Source organism: Massilia brevitalea (assembly GCF_030711405.1).
GTDB classification, from domain to species: domain Bacteria; phylum Pseudomonadota; class Gammaproteobacteria; order Burkholderiales; family Burkholderiaceae_D; genus Telluria; species Telluria brevitalea.
The window spans coordinates 75,064-95,716 of sequence record NZ_JAULSI010000024.1; the positions used below are offsets into that span (position 1 = coordinate 75,064).

A 20,653-nucleotide genomic window follows, 5' to 3' on the forward strand; every position below is an offset into this window, starting at 1 on the left:
TCGAGCCCACGCGGTCTCACCTTTCGCATTCCTGCGGCGCAGTTTCGACCATCAACCGTCGTACCGCGTGGGCTCGAGAGCCCACCCTACAAAAAACCATCTCCGGCCGCCAGCACCTTCCCGAGGCAGATGGCATCGTCACGCCCGACATACTTGCCGTAGTTCGGGATAACCCGGTAGCCGTGCTTGTCGTAGAACGCGACCGCCCGCACATTCACGCGCCGTGTCTCGAGCCAGATCGCGCGGTAGCCAAACTGTAAAGCCCGCCGTTCCAGCTCGCCCAGCAGCTGCACACCCGCCCCGCTCCCGGGCCGCGCATACATCCGCTTCACCTCCGCCACATCGCCCTCGAGCGGTCGCAGCGCGCCGCAGCCGGCCACTACGCCGGCCGCATCACGCGCCAGCAAGAACACCGACCTCGGCCCGCGCACATCGTTCGCATCGAACGACTTCGCGCCGCTGTCGCCGCAGATGGCGGCCAGCGCCGCATCGAGTTCCGCGATCAGCGCACGCGCCTCCCTGCAATCCGGATCGGCAGGCGCGCAGGTCGGCATCGCTTACTTCTTCAGCTTGGCAAACGCGGCCGCCATCGCATTGTTGCCGGCCGGCGGCGCGGCGCGTTCCTGGCGCCCGCTCTGATTCTGGTGCTGGGTCATGCGCTTGCGGTCGTCGCGGTCGCCACGCTGCTGCGGCTGCGCACCCGCTACCGGTGCGCTGTCCGACAGGCGCATGGTCAGCGCGATGCGCTTGCGCTTGGGATCGACTTCCAGCACCTTCACCTTGACAACCTGCCCCGCCTTGACCACCGTGTGCGGGTCCTTCACAAACGTGTTCGACAGTGCCGAGATGTGCACCAGGCCATCCTGGTGCACGCCGATATCGACGAATGCGCCGAACGCCGCCACGTTGGTGACCACGCCTTCCAGGATCATGTCCGGACGCAGGTCGGAAATCTCTTCCACGCCTTCCTTGAAGGTGGCGGTGGTGAATTCCGGACGCGGGTCGCGCCCCGGCTTTTCCAGTTCCTTCAGGATGTCGGTCACGGTCGGCACGCCGAATTTTTCATCCGCATACCTGGCCGGGTTCAGGCTCTTGATCAGGGCCGCGTCGCCGATCACCGCCTTCATCTCGCGCCCCACCTCGCCCAAAATCTTCTGCACCACCGGATACGATTCCGGGTGCACCGCCGACGCATCCAGCGGATTATCGCCGCCCATCACGCGCAGGAAGCCGGCCGCCTGCTCGAAAGTCTTCTCGCCCAGCCGCGGCACCTTTTTGAGCGCCGCGCGCGAGGCAAACGCGCCCTGCATGTCGCGGTAGCTGACGATGCTCTGCGCCACACTCGACGTCAGCCCCGACACCCGCGCCAGCAGCGGCGCCGAGGCCGTGTTCACGTCCACGCCAACCGCGTTCACGCAATCCTCGACCACGGCGTCGAGCGAGCGCGCCAGCTGGGTCTGCGACACGTCGTGCTGGTACTGGCCGACGCCGATCGACTTCGGATCGATCTTCACCAGTTCGGCCAGCGGGTCTTGCAAACGGCGCGCGATCGACACCGCGCCGCGGATCGATACGTCCAGGTCCGGCAGTTCGCGCGAAGCGAATTCCGAGGCCGAATACACCGAGGCGCCGGCTTCCGAGACCACGATCTTGGTCAGCTTCAGCTCGGGGCGTTGTTTGATCAGGTCCTGCGCCAGCTTGTCGGTCTCGCGCGAGGCGGTGCCATTGCCGATCGAGACCAGCGAGACGTTGTGCCTGGCCGCCAGCTGGCCCAGCACGTGCAGCGCACCGTCCCAGTCGTTGCGCGGCTGGTGCGGGTAGATGGTGGCGGTGTCGACCACCTTGCCGGTGGCGTCGACCACGGCCACCTTGACGCCGGTGCGCAGGCCCGGGTCCAGGCCCATGGTGGCGCGCTGGCCGGCGGGCGCGGCCAGCAGCAGCGCCTTCAGGTTGCGCGCGAAGACGCCGATCGCATCCTGCTCGGCCTTCTCGCGCAGGGCGCCCATCAGTTCGGTCTCGATGTACATGAAGCTTTTTACGCGCCAGGTCCAGCGCGCGGTGTCGAGCAGCCACTTGTCGGCCGGACGTCCCTGCCCCTTGATGCCGAAGCGCGCGGCGATGCGGCTTTCGCACGGGTTGTGCGGCGCATCCCATTTCGGCTTCTCGGCCTCGGTGTCCAGGCGCAGGGTGACGTCGAGGATGCCTTCGCGGCGCCCGCGCATCAGGGCCAGCGCGCGGTGCGAAGGCACGTTCGCCAGCGGCTCGGAGTAATCGAAGTAATCCGCGAACTTCTCGCCTTCGTCCTGCTTGCCGTCGACCACCTTGGAATCGACCACGCCGTGCTCCTGCACGTATTCGCGCAGCGATTGCACCAGGGTCGCGTCTTCGGCAAAGCGCTCCATCAGGATCTGGCGTGCGCCGTCCAGTGCGGCCTTGGTGTCGGCCACGCCCGGGTTGTTCACGCCGTCGGCATTGGTAAAGGCGTCGCGCAGGTATTGGGCGGCGACTTCTTCCGGGTTCAGCGACGGGTCGGCCAGCAATGAATCGGCGAGAGGCGCCAGGCCCGCTTCGACCGCAATCTGCGCCTTGGTGCGGCGCTTCTGTTTATACGGCAGGTACAGGTCTTCGAGGCGGGTCTTGTCCTCGGCCAGCGCGATCGCTTCCAGCAGCGCGGGCGTCATCTTGTTCTGTTCGGTGATCGATTCGATGATCGCCGCACGGCGGTCTTCCAGCTCGCGCAGGTAGCGCAGGCGTTCTTCCAGCAGGCGCAGCTGGATATCGTCGAGGCCGCCGGTGGCTTCCTTGCGGTAGCGCGCGATGAAGGGGACGGTGGCGCCCTCGTCGAGGAGGGCGATGGCGGCGGCAACCTGGGCCGGCTTGGCGGCAAGTTCAATGGCGAGGCGTTGTTCGATGGAGGGCAGCATGGTGCAGGAATCCGTGGGTCAAGCGGGAATGATACCTAAGTCCACAGCCGGGGTCAGGTCTGACATTTAGACACGGCCTCATCCTTAGTGCGAGTCTGCCATGGGAGCAAGGCTGAAAAATCACGCAAAATGGAAGTTTACGGCAGAGCTCGTGTCCGAATGTCAGACCTGACCCCAGCTGTTTGTGTTGGAATAAAGATTCTTAAAATTTCATCCTGTAAAGATTTCCCGACTACGTGCGATTCCGAACAAAACTGAACGGTCCGTATGAGAGATAATGTCGTTTGTTGTTCTTTTTCACACACCACCCAGAGACCCATGCACACAGTTGATTACCCACGCGAACACGCAAGCGATGCCCCCGCGCCGCGTGCGACGCCGGCACGCGCGCCCGCCTTGCCGGCACCCGTGACAACCTGGCTGCAAAGGGTCGAGGCAGCCGCCCATCCGCAACCGAAGTTGACCGTCGAGCTCGCCGATCCCAAGGCCGTCCAGTACAAGTTTGTCTACGTCATGGCCCCGACCAGCGGCGGCCGCCACGTGGCTGTCTGCCTGTGCAAGGCGCGCCTGCGTCCGAACGGCGATGTCGCGGCCGCCAGCCCGGTGAACGAAGTGTTCTCCCTGCTGTCCGCGCCACCGGCCTACCTGGAAGGTGAAGACGAAGACCTGGTGCGCTTCTTCATCGCCATGCGCAGCGGCGCGTCGCAGAGCACCAGCGCCACCGAGCCCAAGGGCAAGGTCGGCGCCATCCTGCTCGACATGCTGCTGAAACAGGGCAAACTGCTGTGGGCTAATTCCTGGCAAGACATGTCGAACGGCCTGGTGTATCCGCTGCAAGCCGGTGCGACCCGGCAAGCGAACCTGGCCTGGCGCGACGAAGGCCGGGCGGCCAAGTTGGGCTGGTCGGTGGAACCGGCCAACGGCGCCACCCATCCCGGAGCGGATTTGATCGACTACATGCTGCCGACCGATCCGCCGTGGTACATCGACAATTTGTCTTGCGGTCCTTTGGCCCTGAACCGTGGTGGTGTGGATATTTCGCTGGCTGAGCTGCAAGCCCTGGTGGCCCAGGCGCCTATCCTCACCGGCAACGACAAGAAACGCGTTTCGCAATTGCTGCTGGCCCATGGCTTGCACGAACTGATGCCGCTGCCGCAGCCGCTGACCCAGCGCCTGCGCACCGACGTCGCGCCGCAACCCTTCCTGCTGCTCGATGCCGTGGCCCTGGCCGACACCGGCACCCAGCGCTGGCAGGATTTTGCCGTGCTCTCGTTCGACTACGACGGCCAGCGCGTTTCCTTCGACCCGGCCCAGCGCGTGGTGCGCCAGATCGGCGACGTCACCGAAATCATCGAGCGCAATGCCGACGCCGAAGCGGCGGCCCTGGATAAACTGAGCGAACTCGGCTTCCGTAAACCCGCCACCACCCCTTTGTCGGGCGTGGCCGGCGCCCTGCAGCTCGATAGCCAGGCGCACTGGCTGCGCTTTGCCGAAGCCGACCTCGACGCCCTGTCGGATGCCGGCTGGCACCTGCAAAAGTCCAATAAATACCGCTACGACGTGGTCGCGGTGGAAGACTGGTATGCCGAGATCGACGAGCCCGAGGAAGCGGGCAAAGCCTGGTTCGAACTCGAGCTGGGCATCGTGGTCAACCGGCAGCGCGTGCCGCTGCTGCCGGTGCTGGTGCAACTGATCCGCAACGCGCCGATGGACTTTGATCCGGCCGTGCTGGCCGCCCATGGCGAGCAGGACCAGATGCTGGCCACCCTGCCTGAAGGCGTGCGCGTCGCCCTGCCCTGGAACCGCGTCAAACCGATCCTGTCCACGCTTGGCGAGCTGTATTTCAACGACAAGATCAAGGGTAAGGTCCGCCTGTCGACGCTCGACGCCAGCCGCCTGGAAGAACTGGCGCGCAGCGTGGAGATGCGCTGGTTCGGCGGCGAGCAATTGCGCGAAACCGGCCGTAAACTCAGCCAGTTCGGCGCCGTGAAAAAGGTCGCCGCCCCGGCCGGCCTGCAAGCCACGCTGCGCGACTACCAGCTCGACGGCTTGTCGTGGATGCAGTTCCTGCGCGAATACGACCTGGCCGGCATCCTGGCCGACGACATGGGCCTCGGTAAAACGGTGCAGACCCTGGCCCACATCCTGACCGAAAAGGAAGCCGGCCGCCTGACCCGTCCGGCCCTGGTGATCGCGCCGACCAGCCTGATGACCAACTGGCAGGAAGAAGCCGCGCGCTTCGCTCCCAGCCTGAAGGTGCTGCTGCTGCAAGGTAAAGAGCGCATGGACATGTTCGACCAGATCGAGCAGGCCGACATCGTGCTGACCACCTACGCCCTGCTGCCGCGCGACGAGGAAAAGCTGCGCGAGCACGAGTACCACCTGGTGATCCTCGACGAATCGCACTACATCAAGAACACGCGCTCGAAGGCGGCGCAAACAGCCGGGTCGCTGAATGCCCGCCACCGCCTGTGCCTGACCGGCACGCCGCTGGAAAATCACCTGGGCGAATTGTGGTCGCAGTTCCACTTCCTGCTGCCAGGCCTGCTGGGCGAGGAAAAGACCTTCAATACCCAGTTCCGCCATCCGATCGAACGCCAGGACGACCCGGTGCGGCGCATGCTGCTGAACCGCCGCATCCGTCCTTTCCTGCTGCGCCGTACCAAGGACAATGTGGCCAAGGAATTGCCGGAAAAGACCGAAGTCGTGCGCCGCATCGAACTGTCCGGCCCGCAACGTGACCTGTACGAAACCGTGCGCCTGGCGATGGACAAGAAGGTGCGCGAGGAAATCGACCGCAAGGGCGTGGCGCGCAGCCAGATCGTGATCCTGGAGGCGTTGCTGAAGCTGCGCCAGGTCTGCTGCGACCCGCGCCTGGTGAAAGCCATGCCGTCGAAGAAGAACACGGCCGCCGTGTCCGCCAAGCTGACCGACCTGATGCAGATGGTCGACGACTTGCTGGAAGAAGGCCGCAAGATCCTGGTGTTCTCGCAGTTCACCAGCATGCTCGGCCTGATCGAGGAAGAGCTAGCGGCACGTGGCATCCGCTACGCCATCCTGACTGGCGAAACGCGCGACCGTTCGGCCCAGGTGGCTGCCTTCCAGCAAGGCGCAGTGCCGATCTTCCTGATCAGCCTGAAGGCGGGTGGCGTTGGCCTGAACCTGACCGCGGCCGACACGGTCATCCACTACGACCCGTGGTGGAACCCGGCGGCCGAGGCGCAAGCTACCGACCGCGCCTGGCGTATCGGCCAGGACAAGCCGGTGTTCGTGTACAAGCTGATCGCCAAGGGCACGCTGGAAGAAAAGATCCAGCAGCTGCAGCAGAAAAAGTCGGAGCTGGCGCAGTCGATCCTGGCCGAAGGGGAATCGCAAAAGATGGCACTGACGCAGGAAGACCTGCAAGCGATTTTCGCGCCGCTCGACGAGCAATAAGTAACCAACAGTGTATGTGAACGCCCGCTGCCTGCGGGCGTTTTCACTGGGAGCGGCGCGTTTGCATGGATTCAGGCAGGTAAATTCATGCAAATCGAATAGGATTCGGCAGTAGCTGCCCTTGATTTAACAATGTTTAACCAATTTACAAAAACGGCAATTTTAGTTAAACGCTAGCGCTACAACGCTTACCTATACAAACAAGCAGTTGCGGCGATATACTCGCTCGCGGGCATGATATTGCCCCCGTGCATGACTCTCTGATTGGATGGTATGGAATGACTTGCAGTGCCAGCCTTGACTGTTCCGGCGCGGCCGGTGCGGAACTGGCCGAGCAGTTCCGTGTCATCGCCGAGATCGGCGGCGACATCGCTTTCAGCATCGATTGCGCGGGCGGCGCCCTGCGTTACGTCAGCCCCGCAATCGAGCAATTGCTGGGATACAGCCCGTCCGAGATCGCCGCCCAGCTCGGCGACCCGGGCAGTGCGCTGGCGGCCCTGTGCGCCGGGCTGCCGGAGCGCATCCGGCGCCTGCGTGGCGGCGACCGCAGCCGCCTGCGCGTGGTGCGCGAAACCGAACTGCGCGGCGCGCACGGCTACCTGGTGCCGGTCGAAATCATCTCGGCCCTGCTGTGCGACGCCGCCGGCGAACCGGTCACGCTGGTGGGCCAGGTGCGCGACCTGTCGCCGCGGCGCCAGCGCGAAGCCGAGCGCAAGCGTTTTGCCAGCATGCTGAACCACGAATTCCGCACCCCGCTGTCGACCATCGACGGCGCCGTGCAGCGCCTGGAAGCGACCTGCCAGGACGCCGACGAGCCGACGCGCCAGCGCTACCGCAAGATTGCCGTGGCCACCGACCGCCTGATCGCCATGCTCGACGACTATTTGTCGCCGGACCGCATGGCCGAGATCGGCGGCGAGCGCAAGCCGACCTCGGTGGCGCCGCGCGAATTGCTGGACGAAGCGGCCACCCAGGTGCGCGCCGCCGGCCGCGTTGCCAGCGTCGAGGTGGGCGAATTGCCCGACTCCCTGCGCTGCGAACCGGACGGCATGCGCCTGGCGCTGAAAATCCTGGTCGACAATGCAATCGCGTTTTCGCCCGCGGCCACGCCCATCCTGCTGCGCGGGCGCCTGGCAGCCAGCGGCATCGAACTGGCGGTGCGCGACCATGGCGCCGGCGTGCCGCTGGAAGAACAGGGGCGCATCTTCGAGAAATTCTTCCGCGGCGGGAATGCCGACGGCCTGCCCGGCAGCGGCCTGGGTTTATATATGGCGCGCGCGATCGTGGAAGTCCATGGCGGCGTGCTGAACCTGGTATCGCCGGCCCCCGGCGGCGCCGAATTCCGCATCTGGCTGCCGCTGGCCGGCGCCGGCAAAACGCCCGCCAGGCCGGCGCCCGCCAGCGAACCTCTCCTGCAGTCCGCGGGGGACGCCCCTGCCGCGACAGGCAGGCACAAGTAAAAACAAAGAACGTGGCCCACCCATGACCCAGATACTGATTGTTGAAGACAACGGCGACTATGCCGGCGACATGGCCGATTTCCTGCGCGAACTCGACCACGACGTGACGGTGGCCACCTCCGCCAGCGAAATGTGGGCCGCGCTCACGCGCACCCCGGCCGCCGTGGTGGTGCTCGACCTGGGCCTGCCCGACGAAGATGGCTTTACGGTGATTCCGCGCATGCGCCAGCTGTATCCCGAAATCGGGCTGCTGGTGCTGACCGGGCGCGTCGCCTTCGACAACCGCATCCTCGGCCTGCAGCTGGGCGCCGACCACTATCTGACCAAGCCGATCAAGTTCCCGGAACTGGCCGCCCACATCGAAGCCCTGGGCCGCCGCGTGCGCCCGGCCGAACCGGCGCCGCTGCCGAGCAAGTGGACACTGCGCGTCAGCGCACGCCAGCTGGAACTGGGCGGCAAGGTGATTGACCTGACCGAAAAGGAATTCAATTTCCTGCACCTGTTGACGATCAACACCCGGCCGGTTCCGCGCGCCACCATCGTCGCCGGCATGGGGGGCGACGATCCGGATGCGAGCCGGCGTGTGGACATGCTGGTGTACCGCCTGCGCAAGAAGGCGCGTACCGGGCTGGGGCAGGATCTGCCGCTGCGCAGTGCGTATGGTGAAGGGTACAGCCTGTCGGCTGGATTTACCCTGGCCTGATGGTAGGGGTGGATTGCGTCGGGATTTGCAGTTGTAGGGTGGGTTCTTGAAACCACGCGGTACATCATTTCCAAGGTCGAAAAATCGTTTCGACCTGCATATGCCGTACCGCGTGGGCACAAGTGCCTAGCGCGGCCCGGCCCACCCTACGGGGACAGAGTCAATCCGATTTTCGCATCCTGGCTTGATAAATAGGGACAGAGCACGGCCGGAGCGCTAGAATAGGTTATTCGAACCGCTCCTTGCCCGCCATGGCCCGCCAACCCCGCCTCATCCTCCCCAAACAACCGCACCACATCCTGCAGCGTGCCAACGACCCGCAGCTGATCTTTCGCGCCGACGAAGACTACGCGCAATTTATCGTCTGGCTGAAGGAAGCCGCCCGCTTCTACCAGGTGGCAATCCACGCCTACGCCCTGTTGCCGACCCACCTGCATCTGCTCGCCACCCCGCCAGACGAAGACAGCCTGGCCGCGATGATGCAAAAGATCGGCCGCCTCTACGTTCCCTGGTACAACACCAAATACGCCCGTGCCGGTGGCCTGTTCGAAGGACGTTTCCGCACCGCCGTGGTCGATACCGACCGCCATTTTTTGATGTGCAGCCGCTTCATCGAACTGGCGCCGGTGCGCGCAGGCCAGGCCATGGAACCCGGCCAGTACGCCTGGTCCAGCTACCCCCACCACGCCGGCCTGCGTCCGGATCCGGTGATCACCGACCATGCCCTGTTCTGGGCACTCGGCAATACACCCTTCCAGCGCGAAGCGGCGTATACCGACCTGGTGCAGCAGGGCATTGCCCCAGACGAGCTGACGCTGATTGCCTCCAGCGTCCAGAAAGGCCAGCCTTTGGGCACGCAAGCCTTCAAGACGGCGCTTGAACAGAAGACCGGACGCCGCATCCTGCCGGCCAAACGCGGACGCCCTGCCCGAAACCCCGAGCAGTTTCCAGCAGCCTGAACCAGAAACGACGGATCGCAATTTTCTGCTCATGAGAAGCGCTTGCTGCAAATAAAGAACGACACAAAACGCCTTATCCCACCTGTCCCCCATTAAATAGGAAAGACGAAAGTCATCAGTTAATTCTACTCCGACCCTAATTGTTCTGCTTGATGCGTCTGCTGCATTGCACTATTCTCGGCCTTCACCCCTGAAAAAGTTGTGGAGAGCCGAGTATGATTGCCCAAGGTTTGTACGATCCCGCCAATGAACACGATGCCTGCGGCGTCGGTTTCATCGCCCATATCAAGGGCAACAAGAGCCATTCCATCATCGACCAGGGCCTGATGATCCTGAAGAACCTGGACCACCGGGGTGCCGTCGGCGCCGATGCGCTGATGGGCGATGGCGCCGGCATCCTGATCCAGATTCCTGACCAGTATTTCCGCGACGAGATGGCGAAGGGGGGCGTCGAGCTGCCGCCGCCCGGCGAATACGGCGTCGGCATGGTGTTCCTGCCGAAGGAACACGCCTCGCGCATCGCCTGTGAACAGGAAATCGAGCGCGCCGTGCGCATCGAAGGGCAGGTCGTGCTGGGCTGGCGCAATGTGCCGGTCGACGAAGCGATGCCGATGTCGCCCACCGTGCGCGCCAAGGAACCGGTGATCCGCCAGATTTTCATTGGCCGCGGCCCGGACATCATGGTCACCGACGCGCTCGAACGTAAGCTGTACGTGATCCGCAAGTCCTCCGGCCACGCGATCCAGGCCCTGAAACTCCTGCATGGCAAGGAATTCTTCGTGCCCTCGATGTCGGCGCGCACGATTGTCTATAAAGGCCTGCTGCTGGCCGACCAGGTGGGCGTCTACTTCAAGGACCTGCAAGACCCGCGCTGCGTGTCGGCACTGGCCCTGGTGCACCAGCGCTTCTCGACCAACACTTTCCCGGAATGGCCGCTGGCCCACCCCTACCGCCTGATCGCGCATAACGGCGAGATCAACACCGTGAAGGGCAACTTCAACTGGACCCGCGCGCGCGAAGGCATGATGAAGTCGGCCGTGCTGGGCGACGATCTGAACAAGCTGTTCCCGCTGATTTACGAGGGTCAGTCCGACACCGCCTGCTTCGACAATGCGCTCGAATTGCTCGTCATGGCCGGCTACCCGATTGCCCAGGCCATGATGATGATGATCCCCGAGGCCTGGGAAAACCACACGGCGATGGACGACAACCGCAAGGCCTTCTACGAGTACCACGCGGCCATGATGGAGCCATGGGATGGCCCGGCGGCGATGGCGTTTACCGACGGCCGCCACATCGGCGGCACCCTGGACCGCAACGGCCTGCGTCCGGCGCGCTATGTCGTGACCGAAGACGACCTGGTGGTCATGGCCTCGGAATCCGGCGTGCTGCCGATTCCGGAATCGCGCATCGTCAAGAAATGGCGCCTGCAGCCAGGGAAGATGTTCCTGATCGACCTGGAAGCAGGGCGCATCATCGACGACAAGGAACTGAAGGACACCTATTCGAACGCCAAGCCCTATAAAGCGTGGATCAAGTCGGTGCGCATCAAGCTGAACGAAATCAAGCTCTCCGAATCGCAACTGGCCCAGCACCGCGGCAAGGACGCGCACGGCGAAAAAGCCGCGATCACGCTGCTGGACCGCCAGCAAGCCTTCGGCTACACCCAGGAAGACCTGAAATTCCTGATGGCCCCGATGGCCGTGCTGGCCGAGGAAGCGACTGGTTCCATGGGCAACGACTCGCCGCTGGCAGTGATGTCGAACAAGCTCAAACCTTTGTACAATTACTTCAAACAATTGTTTGCGCAAGTGACCAATCCGCCGATCGACCCGATCCGCGAAAGCATGGTCATGTCGCTGGTGTCGTTCATCGGTCCCAAGCCGAACCTGCTCGACACGAATAACGTGAACCCGCCGATGCGTTTAGAGGTGTCGCAGCCGGTGCTCGGCTTCAACGACATGGCGCGCCTGCGCAACATCAGCCTGCATACCGGCGGCAAGTTCAAGTCGTATGAGCTGAACATCTGCTATCCGGTCGCCTGGGGGAAAGAGGGCATCGAAGCCTCGCTGGCCTCGCTCTGCGCGGAAGCGGTGGACGCTGTGAAATCCGGCCACAACATCCTGGTGGTCTCGGACCGTGCATTGTCCGGCGACATGGTCGCCATTCCGGCCCTGCTGGCGACCTCCACCATCCACCAGCACCTGGTGATGCGCGGCCTGCGCGCCTCGACTGGCCTGGTGGTGGAAACCGGCTCGGCCCGCGAAACCCACCACTTCGCCTTGCTGGCGGGCTATGGCGCGGAAGCCGTGCACCCTTACCTGGCGCTGGAAACCCTGAGCGACCTGGCCCAGCACCTGCCGCACGAAATGGCGCCGGAAACGGCGATGGCCAACTACACCAAGGCCATCGGCAAGGGCTTGCTGAAGGTGATGTCGAAGATGGGCATCTCCACCTATATGTCCTACTGCGGCGCGCAGATCTTCGAAGCCGTGGGCCTGAACAAATCGCTCGTCGACAAATATTTCCGCGGCACCTCTTCGACGGTGGGCGGCATCGGCCTGTTCGAAGTGGCGGAAGAAGCGCTGCGCCTGCACAACCTGGCCTTCGGCCCCGACCCGCTGCTGGCCAACGCCCTCGACACCGGCGGCGAATACGCTTTCCGCGTGCGCGGCGAAGACCACATGTGGACGCCGGATGCGATTGCCAAACTGCAGCACTCGACCCGGGCCAACAGCTTCAGCACATATAAAGAATACGCCCAGCTCATCAACGAGCAGACGCGCCGCCACCTCACTTTGCGCGGCCTGTTCGAGTTCAGGATCGACCCGGCGAAAGCCATCGCCATCGACGAAGTCGAGCCGGCCAAGGACATCGTCAAACGCTTCGTCACCGGCGCCATGTCGCTCGGCTCGATCTCGACCGAAGCCCATGCGACCCTGGCAATTGCCATGAACCGCATCGGCGGCAAGAGCAATACCGGCGAGGGCGGGGAAGATCCGCGCCGCTACGCCAACGAATTCAAGGGCATCAAGATCAGCAAGGGCGAAACCCTGGCCTCGGTGCTGGGTTCGGATCGCGTGGCAGCAGACATCCCGCTCGAAGACGGCGACTCGCTGCGCTCGAAGATCAAGCAGGTAGCCTCGGGCCGCTTCGGCGTCAGCGCCGAATACCTGAATTCGGCCGACCAGATCCAGATCAAGATGGCGCAGGGCGCCAAGCCGGGCGAGGGCGGTCAGCTGCCGGGCCACAAGGTTACCGAATACATTGCTTCGCTGCGCGTGTCAGTTCCGGGCGTGGGCCTGATCTCGCCGCCGCCGCACCACGACATCTATTCGATCGAAGACCTGGCGCAACTGATCCACGACTTGAAGAACACGAATCCGAGCGCCTCGATCTCGGTGAAGCTGGTGTCGGAAGTGGGCATCGGTACGGTGGCCGCCGGCGTCTCGAAAGCCAAGGCCGACCACGTGGTCGTGGCCGGCCACGACGGTGGCACCGGCGCCTCGCCGCTGTCGTCGGTGAAGCATGCCGGGACGCCGTGGGAGTTGGGTCTGGCGGAAACACAGCAGACCCTGGTGCTGAACGGCCTGCGCAGCCGCATCCGCGTGCAGGCCGACGGGCAAATGAAGACCGGCCGCGACGTCGTGATTGCCGCCATGCTCGGCGCCGACGAGATCGGTTTCGCCACGGCGCCGCTGGTGGTCGAAGGCTGCATCATGATGCGCAAATGCCACCTGAACACTTGCCCGGTCGGCGTCGCCACGCAAGACCCGGTGCTGCGCGCCAAGTTCCAGGGTAAACCGGAACACGTGGTGAATTACTTCTTCTTCGTCGCCGAAGAAGCGCGCCAGTTGATGGCCCAGCTCGGCATCCGCACCTACGACGAACTGATCGGCCGCGCCGACCTGCTCGACAAATCGAAGGCGGTCACGCACTGGAAGGCCCAGGGCCTGGACTTCAGCAATATCTTCTACCAGCCGAAGACCGATGACCGATGTAACTTGTTCCACACCGGCGGCCAGGACCATGGCCTGGACCGCGCGCTCGACCACAAGCTGATCGCGCAGGCCAAGCAGGCGCTGGAGAAGGGCGAGCGCGTTTCCTTCATCTCGCCGGTGAAGAACGTGAACCGCACGGTCGGCGCCATGCTCTCGGGTGAAGTCGCCAAGCGCTACGGCCATGCCGGGCTGCCGGACGACACCATCCACATCCAGCTGCAAGGCACGGCCGGCCAGTCCGCCGCCGCCTTCCTGGCCGCCGGCATCACGATCGACCTGGTGGGCGAGGGCAACGACTACGTCGGCAAGGGCCTGTCGGGCGGGCGCATCATCGTGCGCCCGAACACCGAGTTCCGCGGCTGGGCGGTCGACAACATCATCGTCGGCAACACGGTGCTGTACGGCGCCATTGCCGGCGAAGCTTTCTTCAACGGCGTGGCCGGCGAACGCTTCGCGGTGCGCAATTCGGGCGCCGTGACCGTGGTCGAAGGCCTGGGTGACCACGGCTGCGAATACATGACCGGCGGCACCGTGGTGGTATTGGGCGAGACCGGGCGCAACTTCGCCGCCGGCATGTCGGGCGGCGTGGCCTACGTCTACGATCCGAAGAACGAATTCGAGACCCGCTGCAACACGACCATGGTGAACCTCGAGCGTGTGGTGTCGACCAAGGAGCAGGGCGACGTATCCGGCTGGCATAGCCAGACCCGCAACGGCGAGCGCGAGTCCGACGAAGTGATCCTGCGCCGCCTGATCGAGCGCCACTTCAAACACACGGGCAGTACCCGCGCGCGCAACCTGCTCGACGACTGGGCCAACAGCCGCGCCAAGTTCGTGAAGGTCTTCCCGACCGACTACAAGCGCGCGCTCGAAGAAATGCACAACAGCAGCATGGAAGAAGCCAACGACAAGATCGAACTCGCGGCGTAGAGCGAACATAACCGTAGGGTGGACGGCTCGTAATTCAGGCCCCCGGCCTGAATTACTCCACGCGTCCAGCTGACGCTGAATATCGTAGGGTGGGCGCTCCTGTGCCCACGCGTTCAACATAGCGTGCTCAGCCGCGAAAATGACCGGAGCCTGAATCCGGCACAGAACAAAGGAACAGCAACATGGGCAAAATCACCGGCTTCATGGAATTTCAACGGCAGGAAGAGCACTACCTCGACCCCGCCGCCCGCATCAAGCATTACAAGGAATTCGTCCTCACCCTGACCGACCCGCAAGCCAAGGTCCAGGGCGCCCGCTGCATGGACTGCGGCATCCCGTTCTGCAACACCGGCTGTCCGGTCAACAACCAGATCCCCGACTGGAACGACCTGGTCTACCATAATAACTACCGCGGCGCGATCGACAACCTGCACTCGACGAACAACTTCCCCGAGGTCACCGGCCGCATCTGCCCGGCCCCTTGCGAAGCTTCGTGCACGCTGAACATCAACAACGACCCGGTCGGCATCAAGTCCATTGAGCGCAAGATCGCCGACAGCGCCTGGGACCACGGCTGGGTCGTGCCGCAGCCGCCCGCCCATAAAACCGGCAAGAAAGTCGCTGTGGTCGGTTCCGGCCCCGCCGGCCTGGCTGCCGCCCAGCAACTGGCGCGCGCCGGCCACGACGTCACGGTGTTCGAGAAGAGCGACCGCATCGGCGGCCTGCTGCGCTACGGCATCCCCGACTTCAAGATGGAAAAGACCCTGATCGACCGCAGGATCGAGCAGATGCAGGCGGAGGGCGTCACGTTCCGCACGGGTGTCCTGATCGGCAAGGACTTCCCCGCCGCCGTCAGCAACATGGCGCGCGACACCATCTTCCCCGAAGACCTGGCCGCCGAATTCGACGCCGTGGTCATGGCCGGTGGCGCCGAGCAGCCGCGCGATTTGCCGGTGCCGGGCCGCGAGCTGAAGGGCGTGCATTTCGCGATGGACTTCCTGCCCCAGCAAAACCGCGTGAATGCCGGCGACAAGTTGAAAGACCAGATCAAGGCGACGGCCAAACACGTGGTCGTGATCGGCGGCGGCGACACCGGTTCCGACTGCGTCGGCACATCGAACCGCCACGGCGCCGAATCGGTCACCCAGTTCGAACTGATGCCGATGCCGCCGGAACAGGAAAACAAACCGCTGGTCTGGCCCTACTGGCCGACCAAGCTGCGCACCTCGTCCTCGCACGAGGAAGGCTGCGAGCGCGATTTCGCCGTCGCTACCAAGCGCTTCGAGGGCAAGAACGGCAAGCTGGAAAAACTGGTCGCCTGCCACGTCGAGTGGAAAGACGGCAAGATGATCGAGGTGCCGGACTCCGAATTCGAGTTGAAGGCCGACCTGGTGTTCCTGGCCATGGGCTTCGTGTCGCCGGTGCAGCAGGTGCTGGATGCCTTCGGCGTGCAGAAAGATGCGCGCGGCAACACCAGGGCCACGGTCGAGGGCGAACTGGCTTACCAGACCTCGGTGCCAAAGGTGTTTGTCGCCGGCGACATGCGCCGTGGCCAGTCGCTGGTGGTGTGGGCGATCAGGGAAGGGCGCCAGTGCGCGCACGCTGTCGATACCTTCCTGATGGGGTCATCCGTACTGCCACGCTAGATATCCTCAAGGCGGGAAGAAGCCAACTTCCCGCCAAAACACCAGTCCAACGCTGTATTCCCCGCCGGCTTTTCGATCCCTTTCGAGCCGCAAACGATCACTCTTGCTTTCCTCAAAAGCGGCCCCATCTTGTCATCCAGTTTCAGCGGTTCTCCAGAGTAATGTTTATATAAGCCAACAAATCGAAATGTTGTCTTATATGCATATCGTAAGAAAAACAATTACTTACAACATTAAATAGCTGACTTTCGGGTTATTTGTGTTGTAATTGTGCGTCGTACAATGGGTGGAAACCGAGGGGCCTCAAGCAGCGGTTGCCGTTTCTGCACTACAATACGAGATTCCCCAAATCTAATTACCCCCTGTGTCTAACTTAGTAGAAATACGTGATCTTGAGTTCGGCTACGGCGACCGCAAGATCCTGTCGAACCTGCGCATGGACTTTCCGCGCGGCAAGCTTATTGCCGTCATGGGCGGGTCCGGCTGCGGCAAGACCACGGTGCTGCGCCTGATCGGCGGACAAATTCGTCCGCAGCGCGGCCAGGTGCGGGTCGGCGGCGAGGTCGTGCACGAGTTGCGTACGGACGGCTTGTACCGCCTGCGCCGCCGCATGGGCATGCTGTTCCAGTTCGGCGCCCTGTTTACCGACCTCACCATCTTCGACAACGTCGCCTTCCCGCTGCGCGAACATACCGATTTGTCCGAAGAGCTGATCCGCGATTTGGTGCTGATGAAGCTGAACGCCGTCGGCCTGCGCAATGCCCATAAACTGAAGCCGGGCGAGATTTCGGGCGGCATGGCGCGCCGCGTTGCCGTCGCGCGCGCGATCGCGCTCGACCCTGAGCTCATCATGTACGACGAGCCCTTCGCCGGCCTCGACCCGATCTCGATGGGCGTGACCGCCAACCTGATCCGCAACCTGAACGACGCGCTCGGCTCGACCTCGATCCTGGTTTCGCACGACGTCAAGGAAACCTTTGCCATCGCCGACTATGTCTACTTCATGTCGGCCGGCAAAATCGTGGCCGAAGGCACGCCCGAGGAATTGCGCGTCTCGACCGACCCGTACGTGAAACAGTTCGTGAATGCCGAACCGGACGGTCCGGTGCCCTTCCACTACCCCGGCAAGTCGCTCGGCGACGACCTGGGCCTGGGAGCGAAGCGATGATCCTGCGTTTCCTGGAAGCGGCCGGCCGCACCGCGCGCGAAGGCGTCGAAGCCCTGGGCTTTGCCACGCGCGCGTTTTTCAATTTGCTGCGTTTTTCGCCGGGCGCCTTCCGCCGCCCGACGCTGATTTCCGAGCAAGTCCATTTCATCGGTAATTATTCGCTGGTCATCACCATCGTCTCCGGCCTGTTCGTCGGCCTGGTGCTGGGCCTGCAGTTCTACGTCAACCTGATCCAGTTCGGCGCCGAAGAAAAGCTCGGTTCGCTGACGGCCCTGTCGCTGATCCGCGAACTCGGCCCGGTGGTCACCGCGCTGCTGTTCGCGGGCCGCGCCGGCACCTCGCTCACGGCCGAGATTGGCCTGATGAAAGCGGGCGAACAGTTGTCGGCCATGGAAATGATGGCGGTCAACCCGGTGCAGCGCGTGCTCGCGCCACGTTTCTGGGGCGGCGTCATTGCCATGCCGGTGCTGGCGGCCGTGTTCTCGGCGGTCGGTATCGTCGGCAGCTACCTGGTCGGCGTGAAATTGCTTGGCCTCGACGAAGGCGCCTTCTGGTCGCAGATGCAGGCCGGCGTCGACGTCAACCGCGACGTGATGAGCAGCATTATCAAGAGCTTCGTGTTCGGTATCGCCGTGACCTTCACCGCGCTGTTCCAGGGTTACAACGCCAAGCCGACCCCGGCCGACGTGGCGCGCGCCACTACCCGAACCGTCGTGATCGCGTCGCTGCTGGTGCTGGGCCTGGATTTCGTGATGACCGCGCTGATGTTCACGCAGTAATCGAAGAATAAATAACTCAACAAATCAGAACCGTTTCGTTTGGCCGCGCACAGATGGCCTGACTACTAGGAATTACTATGCACCGTAAAATCATCGACGTCTGGGTCGGCCTCTTCGTTCTTCTGGGCGCGGCCGCTGTCCTGTTCCTGGCCCTGCAGGCTGGCAACATGAGCTCGCTTTCCTTTACCGACACCTACGTGGTAACGGGGAAATTCGACAACATCGGTGGCTTGAAACCGCAGGCGCCAGTCAAGAGCGCCGGTGTCGTGGTGGGTCGCGTTGGCGACATCAGCTTCGACGATAAAACGTTCCAGGCGAATGTGACCCTGGATCTGGACGAAAACTATCAGTTCCCGAAAGATTCGTCGCTCAAGATCCTGACCGCAGGTCTGCTTGGCGAGCAATACATTGGCATCGAACCGGGCGGCGACACCAAGAACCTCGTCGACGGCGATCGAATCAACCGTACGCAATCGGCCACCGTGCTGGAAGACCTGATCAACCAGTTCATCTACAGCAAGGCCGCCGAAGGAAAGGATGGCAGCGAATGAAAAGCAAGAAGATGAGTACCCTGCCGCGACTGAGTGGCCTGGCCCTGGCAGTGGCCGCCTGTGCCGTGCTGTCGGGCTGCGCCACCTCGGCCAACCCGCAGGATCCGCTGGAAAAGTTTAACCGCGCAAGCTTCGCCTTCAACGATGCGGTCGACCGCACCGTCCTGAAGCCGGTGGCAACCGGCTACAAGAACGTGACCCCGGGCTTTGTCCAGACTGGCGTCGGCAATTTCTTCGGCAATCTGTCGGATGCCTGGAGCGCGGTGAACAACCTGCTGCAAGGCAAGGGCGAAGCCGGCATGACCGATGTCACCCGCGTGGCGCTGAACTCGACCTTTGGCATCCTGGGCCTGCTCGACATCGCGTCGGAAGCCGGTTTGCAGAAACACAACGAAGACTTCGGCCAGACCCTGGGTTATTGGGGTGTTCCTTCGGGTCCCTTCTTGATGTTGCCATTGTTGGGCCCATCTACGATCCGCGACACCTCCGCCTTGCCGGCGGACCGCTGGGGCGACCCTTGGAAGTACAAGGATCCGCATAACTGGCGCAACATCGGCACGGGCATCCGCGTGATCGACCAGCGCGCTTCGCTGCTGGATGCATCGAACCTGCTGGAAGACGCCGCACTCGACCGCTACGAGTTCCTGCGCGACGGCTACCTGCAGCGCCGCCAGAGCCAGGTGTACGACGGCAACGTGCCGCGTGCGGCAGCCGAGGACGATGCAGAGGATGCACCGACCAGCAACACCCAGGTCGTGCCGGGTCCGGTATCGCCCGAGCCGGCAGCGCCTGCACCGGTCGCCGCGCCCGAGAAGACGCAGCAGTAATCAATGTGAGTAACAAGGTCCCGACTGGCGCCCCGCTTGACGCGGTGCCCCGGCCGGAACCCACAACGAACAGAAAAGAGAGCTAACATGAAACCAATCGCCCACCTCATCGCCACCGTTGCTTCCGTCGCCTTTGCCACCAGCGTGATCGCTGCGCCGGCGCCTGCCACCAACGAAGCACCGGACGTGCTGGTCAAGCGCATCAGCGCCGAAGTCATCGACACCGTGAAAGCCGACAAGGACATCCAGGCCGGCAACCGCAACAAGATCATGGACCTGGTCAACTCGAAGATCCTGCCGTACGTGGATGCCGAGAAAATGACCGCCCAGGCAGCCGGCCGCTTCTGGCGCCAGGCCACCCCGGAGCAGCAGAAGCGCCTGTCGGAAGAATTCCGCACGCTGCTGGTGTACACCTACTCGGGCGCGCTGTCGACCATCAAGAATGAAACCGTCGAGTTCAAGCCGATGCGCGCCAGCCCGACCGACACCGACGTCGAAGTGCGTTCGCAGGTGAACGTGTCGCGCGGCGAGCCGATCACCCTGAACTACCGCCTGGCCAAGGGCGACGGCGGCTGGAAGATCTACGACATCAACGTGCTGGGCGCCTGGCTGGTGGAAACCTACAAGGGCACCTTCACCGCCGAGATCAACAAGTCCGGCATCGATGGCCTGATCACCCGCCTGGCCGAACGCAACAAGCAGCTGGCCAGCAAGCCGCTGAACGCTCCAAAGAAATAATGGCCGAAGCAAATCCAATGTTGTCCCTCGACGCCCTGACCTTCGAGACCGCGGATGCGGCTTTGGAGCAGGGCATCGCCGCGATCCGCGCCGGCGAGACCGTGTTCGACCTCGGTGGCGTACGCGCCGCCGATTCTTCGGGCGTTGCCCTGCTGCTGGCCTGGCAGCGCCGCGCGCGCGATGCGGGGCAGAAGCTCACGTTCATCAATGTGCCGAAGAATATCGATGCGCTGGCGAATTTGTATGGGCTCGATGGGGTGCTGGAGCGCTCCTGACCGACGAAGGCCGCGGACGTCAAATTCGTTCGCGGTCGGTGAACCCGTAGGGTGGGCACTCCGTGCCCACGCGTGAAGCGTGCAGGCCTGCGGCTTGGCCCTTGGGGGCGTTTCGATAGCACCCATTTTGGCCTGATGCGTTATCGACTCTCTTTCAGAGCCTGATCGGCTTTCTCATTTCGCCTTTGCCACACCCGTCGCCGATGACGCGACGTTCCGCGTGGGCACGGAGTGCCCACCCTAATGTGATGGACTCC

At 63.4% G+C, this 20,653-nt stretch carries 14 protein-coding genes; 12 read left to right on the forward strand and 2 right to left on the reverse strand.

Translation table 11 applies throughout. The features are described 5' to 3' along the window. Positions 1–86 precede the first annotated feature (86 nt). On the reverse strand, positions 87–554 hold the full coding sequence (locus QWL29_RS16315) for a GNAT family N-acetyltransferase (protein WP_305823927.1): 468 nt from the start codon (positions 552–554) through the stop codon (positions 87–89). 3 nt (positions 555–557) lie between these two features. Beyond that, entirely contained in the window at positions 558–2,924 is a 2,367-nt protein-coding gene (locus QWL29_RS16320) for a Tex family protein (protein WP_305823928.1), read from the reverse strand. Between the two features lie 318 nt (positions 2,925–3,242). Between QWL29_RS16320 and QWL29_RS16325 the strand changes: the two genes are divergently transcribed. The 12 genes from QWL29_RS16325 to QWL29_RS16380 all read left to right on the forward strand — a co-directional run bounded on the left by QWL29_RS16325 (position 3,243) and on the right by QWL29_RS16380 (position 20,396). Next, positions 3,243–6,359, forward strand: coding sequence for a DEAD/DEAH box helicase (locus QWL29_RS16325; protein ID WP_305823929.1), 3,117 nt, complete (start codon positions 3,243–3,245; stop codon positions 6,357–6,359). 278 nt (positions 6,360–6,637) lie between these two features. Further along, the gene (locus QWL29_RS16330; protein WP_305823930.1) at positions 6,638–7,819 is read left to right on the forward strand and encodes a PAS domain-containing sensor histidine kinase; all 1,182 of its coding nucleotides are present in this window, start codon (positions 6,638–6,640) and stop codon (positions 7,817–7,819) included. Positions 7,820–7,841: 22 nt separating this feature from the next. Beyond that, positions 7,842–8,522, forward strand: a complete 681-nt coding sequence (locus QWL29_RS16335; RefSeq protein ID WP_305823931.1) for a response regulator transcription factor — start codon at positions 7,842–7,844, stop codon at positions 8,520–8,522. Positions 8,523–8,773: 251 nt separating this feature from the next. Then, entirely contained in the window at positions 8,774–9,481 is a 708-nt protein-coding gene (locus QWL29_RS16340) for a transposase (protein ID WP_305823932.1), read from the forward strand. A gap of 215 nt (positions 9,482–9,696) precedes the next feature. Continuing rightward, a complete protein-coding gene (locus QWL29_RS16345) occupies positions 9,697–14,412 on the forward strand; it encodes a glutamate synthase-related protein (protein WP_305823933.1) in 4,716 nt (1,571 codons plus the stop codon). A 182-nt stretch (positions 14,413–14,594) separates the two neighbouring features. After that, on the forward strand, positions 14,595–16,058 hold the full coding sequence (locus tag QWL29_RS16350; RefSeq protein ID WP_305823934.1) for a glutamate synthase subunit beta: 1,464 nt from the start codon (positions 14,595–14,597) through the stop codon (positions 16,056–16,058). Positions 16,059–16,422: 364 nt separating this feature from the next. After that, entirely contained in the window at positions 16,423–17,226 is an 804-nt protein-coding gene (locus QWL29_RS16355; protein WP_305823935.1) for an ABC transporter ATP-binding protein, read from the forward strand. Continuing rightward, positions 17,223–18,005: a lipid asymmetry maintenance ABC transporter permease subunit MlaE gene (mlaE, locus tag QWL29_RS16360; protein WP_305823936.1), complete on the forward strand. Its 783-nt coding sequence runs from the start codon at positions 17,223–17,225 to the stop codon at positions 18,003–18,005. Before QWL29_RS16355 ends, mlaE begins: the two co-directional genes overlap by 4 nt. 77 nt (positions 18,006–18,082) lie before the next feature. Next, positions 18,083–18,556 carry an outer membrane lipid asymmetry maintenance protein MlaD gene (gene mlaD, locus QWL29_RS16365; RefSeq protein ID WP_229436422.1) on the forward strand — a complete coding sequence of 158 codons (474 nt, stop codon included), beginning with the start codon at positions 18,083–18,085 and terminating at the stop codon, positions 18,554–18,556. Next, positions 18,553–19,383: an MlaA family lipoprotein gene (locus QWL29_RS16370; protein WP_305823937.1), complete on the forward strand. Its 831-nt coding sequence runs from the start codon at positions 18,553–18,555 to the stop codon at positions 19,381–19,383. The genes mlaD and QWL29_RS16370 overlap by 4 nt, the downstream gene beginning before the upstream one ends. A gap of 87 nt (positions 19,384–19,470) precedes the next feature. Beyond that, positions 19,471–20,121, forward strand: coding sequence for an MlaC/ttg2D family ABC transporter substrate-binding protein (locus QWL29_RS16375; RefSeq protein WP_305823938.1), 651 nt, complete (start codon positions 19,471–19,473; stop codon positions 20,119–20,121). A gap of 17 nt (positions 20,122–20,138) precedes the next feature. Beyond that, positions 20,139–20,396, forward strand: a complete 258-nt coding sequence (locus QWL29_RS16380) for an STAS domain-containing protein (protein ID WP_305823939.1) — start codon at positions 20,139–20,141, stop codon at positions 20,394–20,396. Positions 20,397–20,653: the final 257 nt, after the last annotated feature.